At 34.9% G+C, this 17,225-nt stretch carries 10 protein-coding genes; 5 read left to right on the top strand and 5 right to left on the bottom strand.

The genetic code is table 11. The annotated features are described in order from the left end of the window. Nucleotides 1-152: 152 nt before the first annotated feature. Together A3EM_RS0114810 and A3EM_RS0114805 are read right to left on the bottom strand one after the other, a co-directional pair. On the bottom strand, nucleotides 153-473 hold the full coding sequence (locus A3EM_RS0114810; protein ID WP_020529005.1) for a MerR family transcriptional regulator: 321 nt from the start codon (nucleotides 471-473) through the stop codon (nucleotides 153-155). Nucleotides 474-602: 129 nt separating this feature from the next. Continuing rightward, nucleotides 603-1,583, bottom strand: coding sequence for a M23 family metallopeptidase (locus A3EM_RS0114805; RefSeq protein WP_020529004.1), 981 nt, complete (start codon nucleotides 1,581-1,583; stop codon nucleotides 603-605). A 193-nt stretch (nucleotides 1,584-1,776) separates the two neighbouring features. Between A3EM_RS0114805 and alaS the strand changes: the two genes are divergently transcribed. The 3 genes from alaS (at nucleotide 1,777) to A3EM_RS0114790 (ending at nucleotide 6,069) form a co-directional block, all read left to right on the top strand. Continuing rightward, a complete protein-coding gene (gene alaS, locus A3EM_RS0114800; protein ID WP_020529003.1) occupies nucleotides 1,777-4,395 on the top strand; it encodes an alanine--tRNA ligase in 2,619 nt (872 codons plus the stop codon). Between the two features lie 143 nt (nucleotides 4,396-4,538). Further along, nucleotides 4,539-5,150 carry a riboflavin synthase gene (locus A3EM_RS0114795; protein ID WP_020529002.1) on the top strand — a complete coding sequence of 204 codons (612 nt, stop codon included), beginning with the start codon at nucleotides 4,539-4,541 and terminating at the stop codon, nucleotides 5,148-5,150. A gap of 229 nt (nucleotides 5,151-5,379) precedes the next feature. Beyond that, entirely contained in the window at nucleotides 5,380-6,069 is a 690-nt protein-coding gene (locus A3EM_RS0114790; protein ID WP_020529001.1) for a LytR/AlgR family response regulator transcription factor, read from the top strand. A gap of 7 nt (nucleotides 6,070-6,076) precedes the next feature. Here A3EM_RS0114790 and A3EM_RS0114785 read toward each other — a convergent pair whose 3' ends face one another. Beyond that, on the bottom strand, nucleotides 6,077-8,296 hold the full coding sequence (locus tag A3EM_RS0114785) for a TonB-dependent receptor plug domain-containing protein (protein WP_157637898.1): 2,220 nt from the start codon (nucleotides 8,294-8,296) through the stop codon (nucleotides 6,077-6,079). A gap of 311 nt (nucleotides 8,297-8,607) precedes the next feature. On the opposite strand from A3EM_RS0114785, the gene A3EM_RS0114780 reads away from it, so the two are divergent. Beyond that, nucleotides 8,608-11,250 (top strand): tetratricopeptide repeat protein, encoded by a 2,643-nt coding sequence (locus A3EM_RS0114780; RefSeq protein ID WP_020528999.1) that lies wholly within the window; start codon nucleotides 8,608-8,610, stop codon nucleotides 11,248-11,250. Nucleotides 11,251-11,254: 4 nt separating this feature from the next. Here A3EM_RS0114780 and A3EM_RS0114775 read toward each other — a convergent pair whose 3' ends face one another. After that, nucleotides 11,255-13,132, bottom strand: a complete 1,878-nt coding sequence (locus tag A3EM_RS0114775) for a sialate O-acetylesterase (protein ID WP_020528998.1) — start codon at nucleotides 13,130-13,132, stop codon at nucleotides 11,255-11,257. A 206-nt stretch (nucleotides 13,133-13,338) separates the two neighbouring features. Here A3EM_RS0114775 and A3EM_RS0114770 point away from each other — a divergent pair, with 206 nt between their 5' ends. Further along, nucleotides 13,339-14,679, top strand: a complete 1,341-nt coding sequence (locus tag A3EM_RS0114770; protein WP_020528997.1) for a hypothetical protein — start codon at nucleotides 13,339-13,341, stop codon at nucleotides 14,677-14,679. Between the two features lie 190 nt (nucleotides 14,680-14,869). Here A3EM_RS0114770 and A3EM_RS0114765 read toward each other — a convergent pair whose 3' ends face one another. After that, nucleotides 14,870-16,390, bottom strand: coding sequence for an OmpA family protein (locus A3EM_RS0114765; RefSeq protein ID WP_020528996.1), 1,521 nt, complete (start codon nucleotides 16,388-16,390; stop codon nucleotides 14,870-14,872). Nucleotides 16,391-17,225 lie beyond the last annotated feature (835 nt).

Here is a 17,225-nt window from a genome sequence, read left to right as displayed (position 1 = left end):
TTTGTTATTAATTTTTTACCGTTAAAGTGCCCAAAGATACGAGGAAATTAAACACCAACAAAACCAAGTTAGTTAGGTATAACTAAGTAAGATCCTGAGGTAGAGCCTGTTTCAATTCAACTGAATTTTAAATATGGCAAGTGGAAATGACCTTAAGGAAGATTATTTTTTAAGTCTAACAAAAAACCTTTTATTCTTTTTAGTGAGTCTATAACATCAATATTCTCCTTTACATTATTGTTCTTTTTAATTAATTCTTTGGCCCCATTTAATGTATATCCCTTTTCTTTTACCAAATGATAAATCGTTTGAATAGCCGATATATCCTGACTAGTATACTGGCGAGCTCCATTTTTATTTTTCTTGGGTTTAATAGAATTGAACTGGCCTTCCCAAAAGCGAATAAGTGATGTAGAAACACCAAATTTTTCAGCAACTTCACCTATTGAATAATATCTTTTTTCAATATCCATTTTTTTCTTCAAGTAGCATAATTACTCCAAATAAAACCAATTCGACCAAATTAGTAAAATGAAAATTCAGGGCATAAAAAAAGAGTGGAATTTTTTAAATCCACCCTTTTTAGTATCAAATTTTTAAAACTACCATCCAAGAGATTGATTTTCTCTGGAGGCAATCTCAATTAGTTTATCGTATTGGTCATCGGTTACATCATTTGAGAAATAATAAACCGGATTTACTTTTCTATCTTTATAAATCACTTCATAATGCAGGTGGGGTGCCACGGAAAGTCCTGTGCTTCCTACTTTCCCTATAATCTGGCCTCTTTTAACAGTTTGCCCTTTTCTCACATTAAATTCAAGCAGGTGAGCATACTTGGTAACATAACCAAAACCATGATCTATTTCTATTTCATTTCCGTAGCCTTTTCTCGATCGTTGTAATTTAGTGATTTTTCCATCACCAGTAGCATAAATAGGAGTGCCCTGAGGTGCAGAGAAATCGCAACCTGAGTGCATTCTCTTAATCTTAAGAATAGGGTGAAATCTCATTCCAAATCCTGAGGCCAGCCTATTTAAATTTTGGTTTGAAATAGGTTGTATTGCCGGAATATGGGAGATCATTTCCTTTTTTGATTTCGCCAATTGAGCAATTTCATCAAAGGATTTAGTTTGGATATACATTCTCCTTTTTAACACATCTATCTTTTGAAGTGTACTGATGATTAAATCTTCCCTGCTCAAACGCTTGTCCAGAAGATCTTTATACTTTTCACTTCCACCACTTCCTGCCTGCCTTATTTCCATCGGAATAGGCTCAGCCTCAAAAATAGATCTGTAGATATCATCATCTCTTTCCTGGAGGTGACCAAGTACTTTGTTTGAATGGTTCAACTCCTTATTTAAGAGATTGTAATAATATAATAATTCGTTGTTTTCTTTTTTTAGCCTTTGAACCGTGGCTGAGGGAAAGTATGCGGAATAGGTAAACGAAAAAATTATTCCAAAAATAACACAGATGAATAACAAACCTAAGGCATTTACAATAACATCGGAAGTCGAAGTCTGGACTCTCTCATACCTACATGTTTCCGTGTCATAGTAGTATTTGATTTTTGCCATTATAAAATATGTTGATTTGTACTAAATTTGCCCGCAAATAAAGCAAATTCTTAAATTGATTTGCAAAGAAACGAAGTTTTCTTTGAATTATTTAATACTTAAAACAGCCATAATAGTACATTACTATCACTTTACAAATAAATTTTAGTATTTTTTTTATAAGTTTTAACTCGATTTGGTAAATATTTAAAATATGCAGGCAAAAGAGATTCGAAATAAGTTTTTAGAGTTTTTCAGGAGTAAACAGCATGAGATAGTACCGTCTGCACCTCTGGTGGTGAAAAATGATCCTACTTTAATGTTTACTAATGCGGGAATGAACCAATTCAAGGATTATTTTCTTGGAAATAAAACCCCTGAATCCAATAGAATTGCAGATACACAGAAATGCCTGAGGGTTTCAGGTAAGCATAATGATTTGGAAGAAGTAGGTTTTGATACTTACCATCATACCATGTTTGAAATGTTGGGGAACTGGTCTTTTGGAGATTATTTCAAAAAAGAAGCTATTGCCTGGGCATGGGAATTACTTACGGAGGTTTATGGCTTACCAAAGGACAGATTGTATGTGACTGTTTTTGAGGGAGATGATAAAGATGGACTGGCTCCCGATAATGAAGCTGCGAAACTTTGGAAAGATTTTATTGATGAAGAAAGAATAATTTTTGCCTATAAAAAGGATAATTTTTGGGAAATGGGAGACACTGGTCCCTGTGGTCCATGCTCTGAAATTCATATAGACCTAAGAGATGAAAGTGAAATTGCCAAAACACCTGGTAAGGCTTTAGTTAACCAGGATGATCCATTGGTAATTGAAATATGGAATTTGGTTTTTATCCAGTTTAACAGATTGGTAAGTGGGAAATTGGAAAAATTACCCGCTGCCCATGTGGACACCGGAATGGGCTTCGAAAGGTTGGCTATGGCTATCCAAAAGAAAAAATCAAATTATGATACTGATGTATTCCAGCCGCTTATTCAGTTTGTGGCTAAAAAAGCAAAAGTAAAATACGGAGAAAATGAGAAAGTAGATATTGCCATCAGGGTAATTGCCGACCATATTAGAGCTATTGCCTTTGCCATTGCCGATGGGCAGTTGCCTTCGAACAACAAAGCTGGGTATGTAATTAGACGGATTTTGAGAAGAGCTGTGCGATACGGATATACTTTCCTTGGATTTAATGAACCATTTTTATTTGAGTTGTTGCCTACTTTATCGGCTCAAATGGAAGATATCTTCCCAGAATTAAAAGCACAGGAATCTTTTATTCAAAAGGTAATTAAAGAAGAGGAAAGTTCTTTCCTGAATACCCTGGAAAAAGGCCTTAATATCCTTCAGGTATTAATGAGGGAGGGAAAAGGAAATAATGTAATTAATGGAGAAAAAGCTTTTGAACTATACGATACCTACGGATTTCCTTATGATCTTACGGCATTAATAGCTCGGGAAAATAATTTTGAAGTAGATGAGGCAGGATTTAATGCTGCAATGAAAATTCAAAAGGATCGATCAAGAAATGCAGCAGCATCTGAAAAAGGAGATTGGATTGTGGTTAATGAGGGCGATGAAGTAGAATTTTTAGGCTACGAAACTTTAGAGGCTAATGCCAAAATTCTAAGGTATAGGGAAGTAAAGGATAAAAAAGGTTCAATTTTTCAAATTGTGTTGGATCAGACTCCTTTTTATGCAGAGAGTGGGGGACAGGTTGGTGATAAAGGTTACATTGAAATCAATGGAGAAAAAACTTCCATTATTGATACCCAGAAGGAAAATGATTTGATTATTCATTTCGTAAAAAAATTGCCATCAACACTTGAAGGAGAATTTAAATGTGTGGTTAATGCCAGGAAAAGGAGTTTGACAGAGAATAATCACTCTGCCACACATTTACTCCATGCTGCTTTAAGGAAAGTTCTAGGAGATCATGTTGGGCAAAAGGGTTCCTTGGTAAATGAGAATGTATTAAGATTTGATTTTTCTCATTTCGCAAAAATGACAGAAGAAGAAATCAGGGAAGTGGAGAAAATTGTGAATGAAAAAATCAGGGAAAATATTGCTCTGAATGAGAGAAGGAATGTACCCATTGATGAAGCTAAGTCATTAGGGGCAATGGCGCTTTTTGGGGAAAAATATGGGGATTTTGTAAGGGTAATTACTTTCGATAAAGACTATTCTGTAGAACTTTGTGGAGGAACTCATGTTCCGGCAACTGGGAAAATTGGCTTTTTCAAAATTGTAGCGGAGAGTTCAGTAGCTGCTGGAGTAAGAAGAATTGAGGCTATTACTTCAGAAAGTGCTGAAAACTATATTCAGGAACAATTGGATTTAATTAAAGAATTGGGAGATATTCTAAAACATCCTAAGGATATAAAAAAGACAGTTAATGACCTGGTAAATGAAAAAAACCAATTAGCAAAAGACCTGGAAAAGTTGAGAAATAAGGAGTTGCAGGGCCTGAAACAACAATTGGTTGACAAAGTAGAGGAAGTAGACGGAATTAACTTAATTGCCGAAAAAGTAGAGCTTCCAAATGCTGATAGTTTGAGGTCTCTGGCCTTTGATACGCGAAATAAGGTAGATAATCTGTTTATGGTGATTGCAGCGAATATTGGAGGAAAGCCTCAAATTGCAGTAATCATTTCCGATAACCTAGTGGCTGATAAAGGATTAAATGCAGGTCAGATTATTAGGGAACTGGCAAAAGAAATTAAGGGAGGAGGAGGAGGCCAGCCTTTCTATGCCACTGCAGGAGGAAAGGATGTAAATGGTCTGGAAAATGTAATTAAAAAAGCGAAAGGATTTATTGAATAAATACAGTTTTCCGGATAACAAAAATCATTTTAGTTTTTTGGGAAATATTCCTTTTTTGGATTAAGAAGAATTCGGGGGCAAAAGGTCCCTGAATTTTTAAAGTTTTTCTTCAAACCCCCAACTTACCAAAAATTACAGCAATTATGTTTACAGGAATAATAGAAAGTTTAGGAGAAGTTATTGGAATAGAAAAGGATCAGGAAAATATTATTTTTGAAATTTCTTCTCCAATTTCACATGAATTAAAAATTGACCAGAGCCTTTCCCACAATGGAGTTTGCCTTACTGTTACTGAAATTAATGAAAACAAACACAAAGTAACAGCAATATTAGAAACGCTAAGAAAATCTAATTTAGGTGATTGGGAAGTCGGAGCTAAAGTAAACCTTGAAAGAAGTATGCCGATGGATGGGAGGTTTGATGGTCACATCGTTCAGGGCCATGTAGATCAAATTGGAGAATGTGTGAGTGTAAAAGAAGAAGGCGGAAGTTGGTTTTATACTTTTGAATACGATAAGAGCCAGGGAAATGTCACTGTTGAAAAAGGGTCTATTTGCATTAATGGAGTAAGTCTTACGGTAGTCAATTCTTCTGAAAACCAATTTAGCGTAGCCATTATACCTTATACCTACGAGCATACTAATTTCCATAAAATAGAAATGGGCACCAAGGTAAATCTGGAATTTGATATTGTAGGAAAATATTTACAAAAAATGTTTTCTAATTATCAGGAAAGCCTGAGCAATGGAAAATGATTGTTTTTAACTTTTGTATTGCCCCAATTTCTTAGCATAAGCACTTAGATTTTATCCATAAAAAGAAATTTTTCACTAACTTCTGCCCTGAAATAATAACTTAACACTTTCCTTCTAATTATCCGAGACAAAAATGGTTAGCCTAATGGTTGATTTAATTGGAAATATTTAAGTTATTGTTTTGGAAAAATAACAACCTCCTGTTGGAGAACATTTAAACCTAAATAACATGAAATGTATCGTAGTAGACGATGAGGAAACCTCCAGAATGGTGATAAAGGAATATATTGAGCGTACAGAAGATTTGGAGTTTGTAGGGGAGTTTGAAAATGCGCTTGATGCTTTTAAATTTTTAAAAAAAGAAAAAATTGATATAGCCTTTCTTGATATTGAGATGCCCAAAATGTCAGGGATTGAGTTGGTTGAATCTTTGGAAAACAAGCCTCAGGTAATCATGGTCACCACCAGGGAGGATTATGCTGTAAAAGCTTATGAACTTGCTATAGCCGATTACCTGGTAAAACCAGTAAAATATCCGAGATTTTTGTTGGCGGTACAAAAAGTAGAAAAAAATTTCACCCAGCCAGTATTAGAAACTCAGAATGAAGAAGATATTTATGTAAAAGCGGATAGTAAAATTGTCAGGATAAAATTAAAAGATATTTTGTTTGTAGAGGCATTATCCGATTATGTTATTTTTAATACAGAGCATAAAAAGTATATTGTTCATTCTACTATGAAAGGAATAGCCAATAGACTTTCCTCTGGTGATTTTATAAGAGTACACCGCTCTTATATTGTCAATATCTCCAAAATTGAAACTATTGAGGATATGAGCAATATTATTATGCCCAATAAGGTAATCCCCATTGGTGCATCTTATAAATCTGAATTTTTAAAGAAGTTGAATTTTCTGTAAATTAAAGCTAGAAATCAAAACTTACTCCGCCCATAATTGTGGTTCCAATATTATCTGTATAGAAGTATTCCATTTGTTCTTTAAACAACAGGTTTCTTCCATTGATAAATATCGAAAACTGATTGGAAGGAATATAACTGAACTTCGCATTCAAAACCACCTTTCCATCGATTCTGGCTGGAGAAACGGGCCTTCCTAGCTGAATATCTGAAATGTGGGTGAGCTCATGGTTTGAAAAGTAATAAGAATTTAAATTAAGGTTAAATTTCCTGGAAATTCTATAGTTCAAATAAAGTCCTCCATACATGGATGGAGTACCTTTAAATTCTTCAAGGTCAGCCAAAATAGAAATATTTTGTTCTCCTGTAGGATCACTTTCAGGCAGGAGCGTGTATGGGGAGAAGTCTTCCAAGGAAGTTTTTTGGTAGGTTAAAAATGGTTTGAAGTGTAACTTGTTATTGATTACATAATCAATAGAAACAGTTAGTCCTGTTTGGCTTGCCTTCATAGGCATTGCCCGATATGAAAAGATTGAATGTAAGGTAGTATTTTCTCCAAAAATCAGCCTGTTTTCCTGGGTGATTTTGGAATAACCCTCTGTCTGAGTTTGAAAAACTTCCAAATCAAGCCCAAGGTTTTTATTAATTTGCCACCGGTACCCGAATTCAGAGGAAATAGCCTGAAGGGGGGCCAGAGTAGGATCCCCCTTAACTTCTGCAAAAATGTAGACGCCCTCACTCGGAACAAAATGAGGACCTACAGAATAATTGGTAAAGCTATTGACAATAAAGGCTCCCTGAATGGCTTTCCCATATAATAATCTGAAAATATGCTTTTGTTTTATTTTGTAATTGGCAATAAACTGGTAGGAAAGGAAAGTATCATCCGGAGCACTAAACTTGTCTCCCCGGACTGCACTGATTAGTCTCAATCCACCGAGTTGATATTCTGCCCTTAAACTGGCTGCCAGTGTAGTCAAGTCTCTTTTCGCATTGATTATTCCGGATCCATCATCCCCAAAATAGGGAATATCATTGTAAGTGGCTCTTCTATAATTCAATCCTGGCTTGATGGTAAAATTTCCGAACCCAAAATTATAGTCGATGAGGGCATCTATGGTTTCAAAATCATAATGTGAACCGAGATTTAAAATTCCCGGCTGTTGCTCTCCATTTAAATAAGAAACCTGAAAAGTTCCATCATGGAAGTTGCTTGCAAGATCCAAATATTTTGTTTCCGACAAGTTTGTAGAAAGGGGAGTATAAGTATTTTCAGCGTAAGGCCTTATGCTTTGGGAATTTTCCAAACCTGTGGATAAACTTAAATCAACATGATCGTTCACCTTATAATTCATAAAAGCATTGATGCCAAATTTTTTCAGAGAGATATTAGGATCTGGGTATCTGGCATCTACATTGTCCATTAGATCACCTATCTGATAACTTCTTAAAGTATCTAATCTGTCCGTATAATTTTGGTTAATTGGATCGTAAAAATTGGTGGAATGTCTGTATCGCTCAGTCACATTGGTAGAGGTAATCAAATGAAATTTATCATTAAACCTATATCCAAGAGAAGCATTGGCCAATAGAGAGTTGTGATTCCCATATTGAATTTGGGCTTTGGCTTCAGTTTTTTGTTTACTCATTTCTCTGGTAATTATATTAATTACCCCCGTTAAGGCATTTGGTCCGTAAAGTGCCGCAGAAGGGCCTCTTACCAACTCAATTCTTTCTATATCATTAATTTCAATAGGTAAAGTCTCCCAGAATGTTCCCCCCGAAAAATAATTATAAACAGGCCTGTTGTTAATCATTACTAAGCTGATACTGTTATCTGAATCGATAAAAGTGGAGGATGGAGGGACATTACTTAATCCCCGGATACTTATATCATAATTACCTGCAGTGGTTTCTCTCACAATAATACCGGGGAGTAATCTTAATGCTTCAGGAAGGGAAAGTACTCCGGAATTAATGATTTCATCTCTGGTGACTGCCGAAACCCCCAGGGGAGCATCAAATAACTTTTCCGCTTTTTTCGAGGCACTTACAATTTCCAGACTCTGGCTCTGTACACCCAGGTCCATAATTTCTTTTACATCAGCTGTGAAAAGTTTTGAAGGGTTTCCTTCAGATGATTGTTGACCATGAACTGGAGCCAGGGCCATTCCAAACAAAATATGGAAAAATAATGTGTAGGGAGGTTTATTGAAAATGCTCTTCATAATCAGCGTATAATTTTTTGGAGTTAGGCTTTTGAATTTAGATTGCTTTGAAGAAGTAAGCATGATTAAATTCATTTTTTAGTCAAAAAGTTGAACGATAACATTCCGAAAACATTTTGATGGCTGAATCATGATTAATAAAAAATAAGGGTTTTTTAGTTATTGATTGTAAATGAGGAATAGGAAATAATTCCTGCTTCATGTAAGAATATGGTATTCACTAAATTGAAAGAACAATTTATAAGCTGGCAGATAGTTAATTATTATTAGTAATTACTCTATACCAAAACTAATTGATCAGAAACTCAATCATGAAAAGTCAAAGTTTAAAAGCAGGCTGGTGCATTATTGGTGCGTTTTTTTTAATGGTGACAACCCTAAATGCCCAAAAACTTAGTCCAGAGCAATACAAAGCAGACAGTTCCAAAGTTGTTTCCCTCAATAGAGATTTTGATCAAAAGTTTAAAGAACAGGACTATGAAAATGCTATTCTCTTTGCTTCCCAGGCTATTGCTATTTCTAATAAAATTGGTTTTGAATTTGGCCAGGGTTTGAGTCTTTACAATTTGGGGAAAATTTATAAGGAGAAAAAAGATTTAAGTCAGGGGCTTAATTACCTGCTCCAATCTCAAATCATTTTTGAAAAAATAAAGAGTGAAAAAAATTTAGCTGAATCCAACTATGAAATTGGCAATTTATATATCGATTGGAATACCTTTAATAAGTCTGTATCCTATTTGAAATCGGCATTGAATCTCTTTGAAAGCCTAAATGATGAGTTTGGAAAAGAAAAATCCTTAAATGCTTTGGGATTTGCTTTTTATCAGAATGGAGATTTTGATAAGGCTAAAGAAATCTACGAAGAAGCCTTAGTGATGGCAAATAATACCAACAACCATCAGCAGTCGGCTATAATTCTGGACCAACTTTCCAATATCAGCAAAGATGAAAAGAACTTTGAGCAGGCGATAGTTTATCTGCAAAACAAAAGAGCAATCCATGAACAGGATAAAGATTATTTATCACTTGGTATTACCTCTAACAATATTGGTTATTTGTACCGGCAATTGGGGGAAAATGAGGAATCCATTGATTATTTTAATAGAGGATTAGAAGCTTTTAATCATTTAAATACTGATGGCGATCGGAAAAATGCCTCACTAATGGATAACATTGGGGTAACTTATACTAATCTTAAGAGCTTTAATAAAGCTGAAAAATATTTTTATGAATCATTAAAACTTCATGAATCGAATAAAGATCTTGAAGGATTGGCGGGATCTTATAATTATCTGGCTGCCAATAACTTTATCAGTGGATATAATGATAAGGCCTATTCAAATGTTCAAAAAGCCATTGAAGCAGGAGAAAAAATTAATGCAAGAAAGGAGTTAATTGAAAGCTATTTTATCTTATCGGAGATTTATGCCAAGTTCAATGATTTTAAAAATTCTCAGGAGGCTTATAAAAAACATGAAGCTTTAAAAAAGGAACTTGAAGATGAGGCCAATCAATTGAAGGAAGAAAGAAGACAAGAACAGTTATTTGCCGAAAAGAAGGAAAATGAATTAAGATTAATCATTGCGGATAAAGAAAAACAAGCTCTTTCCTTAAAACAATTAAAATTAGAAGCTGAGAAAAAGGAACAAGCTTTGGCCCTACAACAAAAACAGCTTTCGCTATTGACAAAAGAGAAAGAACTCCAAAAACAGACACTTGAAAATCAGGCATTAGAAAAGAAGCGAGCCCAGCAAGCACTAGCATTGGCGCAACAACAAATTGAGGCACAAAGTAGAGAACGGGAAATTGCAAATTTGGAAAGGGAAAGAGAATTGCAGGATTTAGCTATTAAACAGAAGGAACTGGAGGAGGAAAAACAGCAGAAGGCTATGCAATTGCTAGAGGCAGACAAGAAATTAAAGGACCAGCAATTGTTGGAAGAAGAAAGATTCAGGTATTATGGATATGGCATATTGGGTTTATTTCTGGTGATTATGGGAATAATCGCCTATGGGTTTGTTCAAAAGAAGAAATCCAACAAAATGCTTTTATCGCAGAGAGAGGAAATTAAGGAAAAAAATGAAGAACTGGAAAGTAACATGGAGCGACTGCAGTCTGCTCAACAATTAATGAAAAAACAAAAAGAAAAACTTGAAGAAACCAACATTAGAATTACTGACAGTATTAAATACGCCAATAGAATTCAAAGTGCTATTCTCCCCAATGAAAAGGATTTAGCAGGTGCCTTTGAAGATCATTTTGTGGTTTACATGCCCAAAGATATGGTTTCCGGGGATTTCTATTGGTTTGCTCATGTAGATGGGAAATCTTTTATAGCAGCTGTAGATTGTACAGGACATGGTGTACCCGGGGCTTTTATGTCCATGATTGGCAATTCACTTTTAAATCAGGTGGTAAAGGAAAGAAAAATAAGAGACACTGATAAAATTTTAGAAGAATTACATTATGGGGTGAGAGAAGCATTAAGACAAAATGAATCTAAAAATGTGGATGGAATGGATATTTGCCTTTGTTCTTTGGAGCAGAAAGGAGAAGAGATTGTAATGAATTATAGTGGTGCGAAATGCCCCTTATTTTTAATTAATGATGGACAAATAACCGAATTCAATCCTGACAGGAAATCCATAGGCGGCTGGCAGAAAGAAAATGAACATAAATTTGAAAGAAAAGAAACCATAGTAAAACCAGGGGATTATATTTACCTTACCACTGATGGTATAATTGATACTCCCAATGAAAAAAGAAGGAGGTTTGGGACAAGTAACCTGAAAAATTTATTGGAAAAAATAGCCTCCAAATCCATGGGGGACCAAAAGGATGAGATTATGGCTACTTTGATTGAATATTCCCAAAATACACCACAGCGAGATGATGTAACTTTAATTGGAATTCAAGTGAAAAAAGTAACCAAAACCTCAAAAAAATTGGCGTAAAAGACTAAAAATCCGTTCTAAAAGGTGAAGCAGGTAATCCTTCTTTATTGTATAAATTACAATCCGGGTTATCTGCCCAGGCGTATCTTACCGCAATAGGTTTGGAAATGCCAGGGGAGAAAACTACAATTTCGTCTTTACTGATAATTTTAGCTTCAGCCCAAACAAAATTTTTATCCTCACCGGAGATAGCAAAACCTCTAATCGTTTGATTATCTTTAGTAACGAGGCCGCTTCCCGTATTTTGAAATTTGAGATGAATTTTATTACCCCTTATTTTCATAGATTGATAAGTCGGTCCTGAAAAGACTAAGTCCTCCTGATAAGCCACTTTTCTTGCTGCCAATGCCAGCCTCTTCCCAACATCCTGCTTATTCCTTGGATGAATATCATTAGCTTCTCCAATATCTATAATTACAGCCATTCCTGTATTTGAAAGTTCCAAAGCGTTAGTTTGGGCTTCCCTTAATTCTGCCCAATTACTTTCCCCTGGTTTGTCTTGCCTTTGTTTCCAGTTGGCCAACTGGACAAACAAAAATGGCATTTTGGGATCGTTCCATTTGGTCCTCCAATCATTAATCATTGTTGGAAATAACTGATTATACAATTCAGGGTAATCCGCATTTGATTCGCCCTGATACCAGATAACGCCTTTGGCAGGAAATGGAATAATGGGTTTTACCATGGCATTATAAAGAAGAGAAGGAAGGGTAGAGGGACTAGTTTTAAAATTAATTTTTCCCTTCCCAAGTTTAACTTTCCAGTCACCGGAAAGATCGGTTTTATAATCACCCATTTCAAAATAAAGTTCATCTGTTGGACCTGAAAATCCGCCCTGGGAACTTTCTGATTCGGTAACTTTTACTAAAATTTCATTTTTGCCAACCATCAACAAATCCTTATTTAGCTGATAAACTCTTTGGATCTCCTGATTGTGAACGGTTTCCCCAACTTTTATCCCATTTACCCAGGTTTCATCCGACTGGGCAATTTTACCTAAGTGTAAACTGGCATTTTCAACAGGCTTTTCTGAAGGGATTTCAAAACTGGTTTGGTACCAGACCTCACCGTCCCAGCCATACAATCCTGCCCATTCCCATGTAGCAGGAACAGTTATTGACTGCCAAAGACTGGAGGAATCTTCTGAAGAATAAGTACCATATTTTTTTATGAGTTTTTGTGCCGCCCAGGAGGCTAGTTCTGTTTCATTTTTCTGTTGCATAGTTTTCAAAATCACCTGAAATGAGTCCAGTTTTGCCATGGATCCAGGGCTTATCCAGGATTCAATTTTGGTCCCTCCCCAACTGGTGTTGATAATACCAATGGGTATTTTTGAGTGTTTGTATAAATCTCTTGCAAAAAAATAACCCACAGCAGTAAATTGTCCAGTGTTTTCAGGGCCGGAAACCTTCCACTCTCCCGATTTTAAATTTTCCTGTTCATGAAATGCCACATCCCTCTCCACTAAAAAATGCCTGATTTGTGGATAATCAGCATTTTCTAATTCTTTTTCTGCATTGTTCGAATTAGCCACTTTCCATTCCATATTTGATTGACCTGAAGCTATCCAGACTTCACCAATTAGGATGTTTTTGAGTGAAATTTCTGTGTTTTTAGATTTGATCTTAATTTCAAATGGACCTCCTGCTTTTTGTTTAGGGAGAATGACTTCCCATTTGCCTTCTTTATCAATAATGGCAGATTTGGTAGAACTTAGAAGTTTAACTTCTACTTTATTTCCGGCTTCTCCCCATCCCCAAATTGGAGTTTCAACATCTCTTTGGAGAACCATGTTATCTCCAAAAATTTTTGCTACTCTGAGTTGTGCCTGCAATAAAGAAGCAGAAATTATGAAAAGTAAAAGGGCAAGGAATAGTTTCATAAATTTAGTATTGAGAAATTGTAATGTATGACCGTAGTTACTTATAAAATAAGGCTAAAGATAAAAGTGTGCCTTTAAACTTCCTTTTTTTCTAATATAAAGTTGTCAATTGAATCAGTTTTTACCTTCAGGCAACCATTGCGTAGATGCATAGCATTTAAAATAATGAGGAAAGCCCTCTTTACTACCCCCTCACTAATGAATCTATGATTATGAAAACTGCCTCATTTTTTATTTTTTGTCTATTTATTTTCAATAGTGTTTTGGCCCAGGTAGGCCCCGAGTTTTTGTGGATGGAGGAAAACCCAGGTTTAGCCAGGGAAAAATACCAGCTTTATAAAGATGCCATGATCATGGAAGATTATAAGGCAGCTGTAGATCCCCTTAATTGGTTATTAGAAAATAATCCTGAATTAAATAAAGCCATTTATATAGAAGGAGTGACTATTTACACTCAATTGGAAAAAAAAGAAACTGATAAACTTTTAAAGGAGCATTATCAGAACAAAATACTGGACCTTTATGAAACCAGAATTAAATATTACAAGGAGGAGGCGGATGTTTTAAGGAGAATGGGACGAGTAGCCTATAATTTTTGGGTAAAAAGGGATGATCCTGAAAAATGGGATAAAATTTATAAGCTCTATTCGAGAATTTTAACGCTGAATAAAGCCAATACTCCGCGATATCAAATGAAAATTCTGATGCAGGCATCTGTAAATAATTTTAAAAAGGGAGAAATATCGCAGGATGAAGTATTCAAGGAATACGGGGAAATTACAGAGGTAATAGAATCAGGTTTAGCAGAAAGCTCCGAAACATCAAAAGAAAAATGGGAAGAACTGGAAGAAGAAATTACCAGTTTATTGCTTCATGTAGTAGAGGACAAATGCAGGTTTGTAAATGAGCATTGGAAGGAAATTATTGAAGCACAACCAGAAAGATTAAATATATCTAAGATGGCGGTTTTACTGCTGAATAAAGGGAATTGTGATGATAATTCCTTGTATTTAAATGCATTAGAAAATCTATTTTTATCCGAGCAAAAGCTAAAATGGGCGGAGTTGATTTCCAGGGAATATCTGAAAGAAAAAAATTATAAAAATGCCTTGGTATGGAAACAAAAAGCAATGATGGCGGAAGATTTAAGTGACTCCAAAAAATTAGAATTGCTTTTTGATCAGGCAAAGATTCATAACCAAGAGGGGGATAAATATAAGGCAAGGGAATTATCCCTAGAGGCTTTAAAAATTTCGGAACAGTCAGGCTCTTCAGCTTTAAGAAAAAATATTTACAGTTTTATTGGTGATTTATACATGGGTAGTGGAGAGGAGTGCTATGATAATTCAAGTAAAGTACAATCCAGGTTATGTTATATTAAAGCATATGAAATGTATGCCCTGGCAGGGAATTCTACAAAAATGGATGAGGCCTCCCAGCAATTTCCCCATATCAATGATATATTTTCCGAAGGCAGAAAAGAAAGAGATATTATACAGATAGATTGCTGGATTGGAGGTACTGTGGAATTGAAAAAAAGGCCCTAAGAAAAATCTTTGTATAAAAAGAAAGCCCGGAACTTAGTTCCGGGCATCTTTCATCTATTGCTAATTTGGCTATTTGTTCCATATTTTTTCAATTTTAAATAGCTAAAAGCTCAAATAAAATTTGAATATGGACTTAGTTGGCTATTAAAACAGGTGAATTAATGTGATAAAATAAATTTTCAACCCATGATTAATTTTCTAAAATAGTAAAATCCACCCTTCTGTTTAGTTGCTTACCTTCTTCAGTATTATTGTCAGCTAAAGGTTTAGTTTCTCCATAGCCTTTGCTTATAATCCTATCTGTTTTTATATTATGGGATTGAAGATAGGATGTGACTGCTTCAGACCTCTCTTTTGAAAGCTTCAAATTACTTGCTTCGGATCCCACATTATCTGTATGCCCTGAAATTTCAATTTTCATTTTAGGGTTATCCTCTAAAAGTTTAACGACTTTTTTTAATTCGCTAAAAGAGGCTTCTTTTAGGGCAGATTTCCCTGTTTCAAAGAAAATGTTATTAAGTCTTACGGTGGTGCCAATTTCCAAAGGAAGTAATTTTAAATCTCTTCTTATTTCCTGGTAATCAGCAGTTTTTGATAAATCAAGATTGTCTGAAATAGCAACAAAGTTTGATGCCTTTGCATTGAATCCGTATTCTTTTCCATATGGAAGTACTATTTTGTATTCTCCGGTTTTAGGATTGGTGTGGGCAATTCCAGCCTCTTTACCCTCAGGTAATGTTTCAAAGTGAATGGACGCCTCCAGACTTTCTCCAGTTTTCCCATTCAGCACTTTTCCATAAACGATCACTACGGGATCAGGCTTTTGTTCTTCTTTTATTTTTACTTTAAATATATCATAATCCATTTCCTGGTTTTGAGTAGAAGCTATAAAAGCATAATCACCTGAAGCTGAAAGACTATAATACATTTCATTACCTTCGGTATTTACAGGATGGCCAATATTTTGAGGCTCCGTCCAGCTTGTCCAGTCCTCACCTTTCCTTTTGGAAACATAAATATCATATCCTCCTTTTCCTCCTTTTCTATCACTGGTGAAGTAAAGTGTTTTATTATCGGATGCCAAAAATGGAGAAAATTCAATTGAAAAGGTATTGATATCAACACCAAGTGATTCTGGTTTAGTCCAGGTGCCACTTTTCTCTAAAAAGCTGACATAAAGGTCGTTAGAAAGTTTTTCTTCTCTAAAACTTAAAATGAGAATTTTTCCATTGTTAGACAGACATGCGGAATACATAACACCATGGTTCATTTCATCATATTGCGCTATCTCCATCTTTTTGGGAGCACTCCAGCCATCTTTAGTTTTTCGGATTAAAGAATACCCTTTAGGGAAAACCTCACCGTTTTCTAAAATTCCCCTCACCATTAGGGTATTTCCATCAGGAGTAACACTCATCACCTGATTATATGCAATCTGATTAAATGGAAATGGGAGACGGGTTTTGCCTGACCAGTTGCCGTCTTTATCCTCCAGGTTGGAAACCCAAATATCAGCTTTCCCTTTATTTTCGTCATGACCATATACCATATAATAAAGCGATTGCCCATCAGGGGAAACAATTGGTGCTAATTCTCTTAATTTTGAATTTACTTTTTCCCCTACATTATCCAGAATAATTTGTTCCTGACCTATCAGGCAGGAAATATTTCCTAAAAAGTAAAGGCAGAAGAGGTAAACCTTGTTTTTCATTTTATTCGTTTTTTAGTTTAGGTCATGCTCTAGACGATAGATAGTTAAAAACTTGTATTTCAAAACAGCTTAATTTTAAAAATCTTTAAAATTGTTTTGACTTGTTTAAATTAGTTTAAACTGACCCAAACAAATTATTTTAGTTTTCTGTAGGTTTTTTGGTTACCAGAAGCGTCCTGTTTTAGACTGATTAGGTTGTCGTGTAGAAATTAATTGGGTAGTAAAATGCTGCATTCATTTAGATATACTTTAGTTAGGCTTAATCCTAAATGAATGTTAATAGGTTATTAACTCAGGAATGCGATAAATACTATATTTGGTCGTGGGAATTATCCAATTGGAAGATGTATTAAATTGGGAGATTTTGGTGAAGTAAATTGAAATTTTCCACTTGTTTGATCCAATCAGGTAAGTTTCCGGGAATAATTTCCCCAAATTATTCCCGGAAACTTACAAAAATTAGTGTCTTACCTTTAAAATTGCCATAGAATGGTTTTATTAATCGATTATCTTAATTTTTCTGAAAAGTAATATCAGTCAAAAAAATAAACCTTACCTTAATGGAAATTGTCCATCCTTCGGAGAATTAATTTCAAAATTTTCTATTTTCCAATTCTTCCATTGTAGTTATAAAAGTTAATATATAGATTTACTTCTAAAATTATTATTAAACTAATTTGTTGGCAATCAATACAATGCACGTATTTCCTTCGGGTTAATCACCTTTCTTTAAATTTGCACTTCATTTTTTCTGTACAAAAAGTAGGCTTTCGCGATTTCGTGATACGGTTTACCAGCAGATATTCTCATTTTGCTATTGGTATTATCCTTCAAA

Source organism: Flexithrix dorotheae DSM 6795 (assembly GCF_000379765.1).
GTDB classification, from domain to species: domain Bacteria; phylum Bacteroidota; class Bacteroidia; order Cytophagales; family Flammeovirgaceae; genus Flexithrix; species Flexithrix dorotheae.
The sequence above is the reverse complement of the archived record's forward strand: the minus strand, read 5'-3'. Positions and strand labels throughout refer to the sequence as shown.